The organism is Curtobacterium sp. A7_M15 (genome assembly GCF_030705415.1).
GTDB lineage: Bacteria > Actinomycetota > Actinomycetes > Actinomycetales > Microbacteriaceae > Curtobacterium.
On the sequence record NZ_JAUZED010000038.1, the window covers coordinates 26,718 to 29,853 of the forward strand.

Below are 3,136 nucleotides of genomic sequence, written 5' to 3' on the forward strand. Positions count from 1 at the left end.
CGCCGCCTAGATGATCGCGGGTGGGGCCGGCACCGTCCCCCCGAACCCCCGTCGGCGGCCCGTGCGTTTGCGCACGGGCCGCCGTTACGGTTTCCTTGACAGTGGTCGGCGTCCGCCGGCCAGGTCGGTCCTGCCGACCACACCGGTGACGACCCCTCGACGGGTGGCCGGTCCCAGAAGTTCGGAGTCCTCGTGTTCAGAGCGGTCGCGCGCATCATGCGCACCCCAGATCTTCGCAAGAAGATCGGCTTCACCCTCGCGATCATCGCGCTGTTCCGCCTGGGGTCGTACATCCCCGCGCCGTTCGTCGACTACGCATCCGTGCAGACCTGCCTCGCCAGCGCCTCGTCGCAGCAGGGTCTGTACGACCTGATCAACCTCTTCTCCGGCGGCGCGCTGCTGAAGCTGTCGGTCTTCGCGCTCGGCATCATGCCGTACATCACGTCGTCGATCATCGTGCAGCTGCTCCGCGTGGTCATCCCGCACTTCGACGCCCTCTACAAGGAGGGGCAGTCCGGTCAGGCGAAGCTGACGCAGTACACGCGCTACCTCACCATCGCGCTCGGCGTGCTGCAGTCCACGACGCTCATCACGGTCGCCCGCTCCGGCGCACTGTTCGGCACGAACGCCTCGGCCTCCTGCTCGTCGATCATCTCGAACGACAGCTGGTACGCGATCATGCTCATGGTCGTCACCCTGACCGCCGGTACCGGCCTCATCATGTGGATGGGCGAGCTCGTCACCGAGCGCGGCATCGGCAACGGCATGTCGCTCCTGATCTTCACCTCGATTGCGGCGCAGTTCCCGTCGGCGCTCTGGGCGATCGAACAGTCGAACGGCTTCGAGCTGTTCCTGTTCGTCATCCTCGTCGGCCTGGTCATCATGATGGCCGTCGTGTTCGTCGAGCAGTCGCAGCGGCGCATCCCCGTGCAGTACGCGAAGCGCATGGTCGGTCGTCGCACGTACGGCGGCAACAACACGTACATCCCGATCAAGGTGAACATGGCCGGCGTCGTGCCCGTCATCTTCGCCTCGTCCCTGCTCTACCTGCCGGCCCTGGTCGCGCAGTTCAACCAGCCCTCCGACGGCAGCGAGCCGGCGGCGTGGGTGACCTGGATCCAGAACAACCTGACCTCGGGTGACAACTGGTTCTACATGGTCCTGTACTTCCTGCTCATCGTCGGCTTCACGTACTTCTACGTCGCGATCACCTTCAACCCCGAAGAGGTCGCCGACAACATGAAGAAGTACGGCGGCTTCATCCCGGGCATCCGGGCCGGTCGTCCGACGGCCGAGTACCTCGACTACGTCCTGACCCGGGTGACGTTGCCCGGCTCCCTGTACCTCGGTCTCATCGCACTCATCCCGCTGGCGGCGCTGGCGTTCTTCGGTGCGAACCAGAACTTCCCGTTCGGTGGCGCGAGCATCCTCATCATCGTGGGTGTCGGCCTCGAGACCGTGAAGCAGATCGACTCGCAGCTGCAGCAGCGTCACTACGAAGGGCTTCTCCGTTGAGCGCACGTCTCATCATCGTCGGACCTCCCGGAGCCGGGAAGGGCACCCAGGCCGGTCGCATCGCGGACGCCTTCGGGATCCCCGCCGTCTCGACGGGCGACATCTTCCGCAAGAACGTCGCAGAGGGCACCCCGCTCGGCGTCCAGGCGAAGGCGATCATGGACGCGGGCGACTACGTCCCGGACTCGCTCACGAACGAGCTCGTGAAGTCCCGGCTGAACGAGGCCGACGCCGAGAACGGCTTCCTGCTCGACGGGTACCCCCGAACGGTCGGGCAGGTCGAGTACCTCGACGCGCTGCTCGCCGAGCAGGGCACCGGGATCGACGCGGTCGTGCAGCTCGTCGCCGACCAGGACGAGCTCGTCGGCCGCCTCCTGAAGCGTGCCGAGGAGCAGGGACGCAGCGACGACAACGAAGAGACCATCCGTCGTCGCCAGCAGGTCTACACCGAGCAGACCGCTCCGATCGTGGCGGCGTACGGCGAGCGTGGGCTCGTCGTCGACGTCGACGGACTGGGCAGCATCGACGAGGTCGGCGACCGGATCCAGGCCGCGCTGTCCTCGCGCGGGCTCACCGCGGCCGTCTGACCCCGACGTGGTGCGGTTCCGCGGGCCCTCGATCTACAAGACGCCGGACGAGCTCCGGGCCATGGTGCGCCCGGGTCTGCTGACCCACGACGCACTGGTGGCGGTCCGCGACGCGATCCGTCCGGGCGTCACGACGGGTGAGCTCGACGCCATCGCCGAGCGGGTCATCCGTGACGGCGGGGGCATCCCGAACTTCCAGCTCGTGCCGGGCTACCGCCACACGCTGTGCGTGTCGGTGAACGACGAGATCGTGCACGGGATCCCGGGTGAGCGCGTGCTCCAGCCGGGCGACGTCGTGTCGGTCGACGCCGGAGCCGAGGTCGACGGCTGGAACGGTGACAGCGCGTTCACGGTGGTCCTCCCCGGAGGCGACGCCGCTGTCCGTGCGGCCCGCCAGACGCTCTCGGACACGACCGAGCGCGCGCTGTGGCACGGCGTCGCGGCGCTGGCGCACGCCAGGCACCTGCACGAGGTCGGCGCGGTGATCGAGGACGCCGTCGACGAGACCGGCGCGTGGGGCATCGTCGAGGACTACACCGGGCACGGCATCGGCCGCTCGATGCACGAGGACCCGCCCGTCTTCAACTACCGCGTCCGCGGCGCCGGTCCGGCGGTCAAGCCCGGGCTCGTGGTCGCGATCGAGCCGATGGTCACGGCCGGCACGATCGACAGCTCGACGGACGACGACGACTGGACCGTCCGCACGCTCGACGGTTCCGATGCGGCGCACTGGGAGCACAGCGTCGCCGTGCACGCCGACGGCATCTGGGTGCTGACGGCGGCCGACGGCGGCGTCGCGGGCCTCGCTCCGCTCGGGGTGACGCCCGTCCCGATCCCGTAGGTCGCGACCGTCCCGTCCGGACCCGGCGGCCGGGAGGCGCGGTGCGGCCCCGCCACGCGCGTCCGGTCCGATGTCTGCGCACGTCCACGACATCTGCGCGGTGTGGACCATGCGCCGTCGTCGTCAGCACACGGACACACGCGCGCACGCGCCCCGCCCGCGCACGCGCCCCGCTCGCGCACGCGCCCCGCCC

At 69.1% G+C, this 3,136-nt stretch carries 3 protein-coding genes; all 3 read left to right on the top strand.

The window, feature by feature from the left end; genetic code table 11:
- Positions 1-192: 192 nt before the first annotated feature.
- The 3 genes from secY (at position 193) to map (ending at position 2,943) form a co-directional block, all read left to right on the top strand.
- The gene (gene secY / locus Q7F20_RS09050) at positions 193-1,515 is read left to right on the top strand and encodes a preprotein translocase subunit SecY (protein WP_022906357.1); all 1,323 of its coding nucleotides are present in this window, start codon (positions 193-195) and stop codon (positions 1,513-1,515) included.
- Positions 1,512-2,102 (top strand): adenylate kinase, encoded by a 591-nt coding sequence (locus tag Q7F20_RS09055; protein ID WP_305739766.1) that lies wholly within the window; start codon positions 1,512-1,514, stop codon positions 2,100-2,102. Before secY ends, Q7F20_RS09055 begins: the two co-directional genes overlap by 4 nt.
- 61 nt (positions 2,103-2,163) lie before the next feature.
- On the top strand, positions 2,164-2,943 hold the full coding sequence (gene map / locus Q7F20_RS09060; protein ID WP_370871648.1) for a type I methionyl aminopeptidase: 780 nt from the start codon (positions 2,164-2,166) through the stop codon (positions 2,941-2,943).
- The last annotated feature ends 193 nt before the right edge of the window (positions 2,944-3,136 follow it).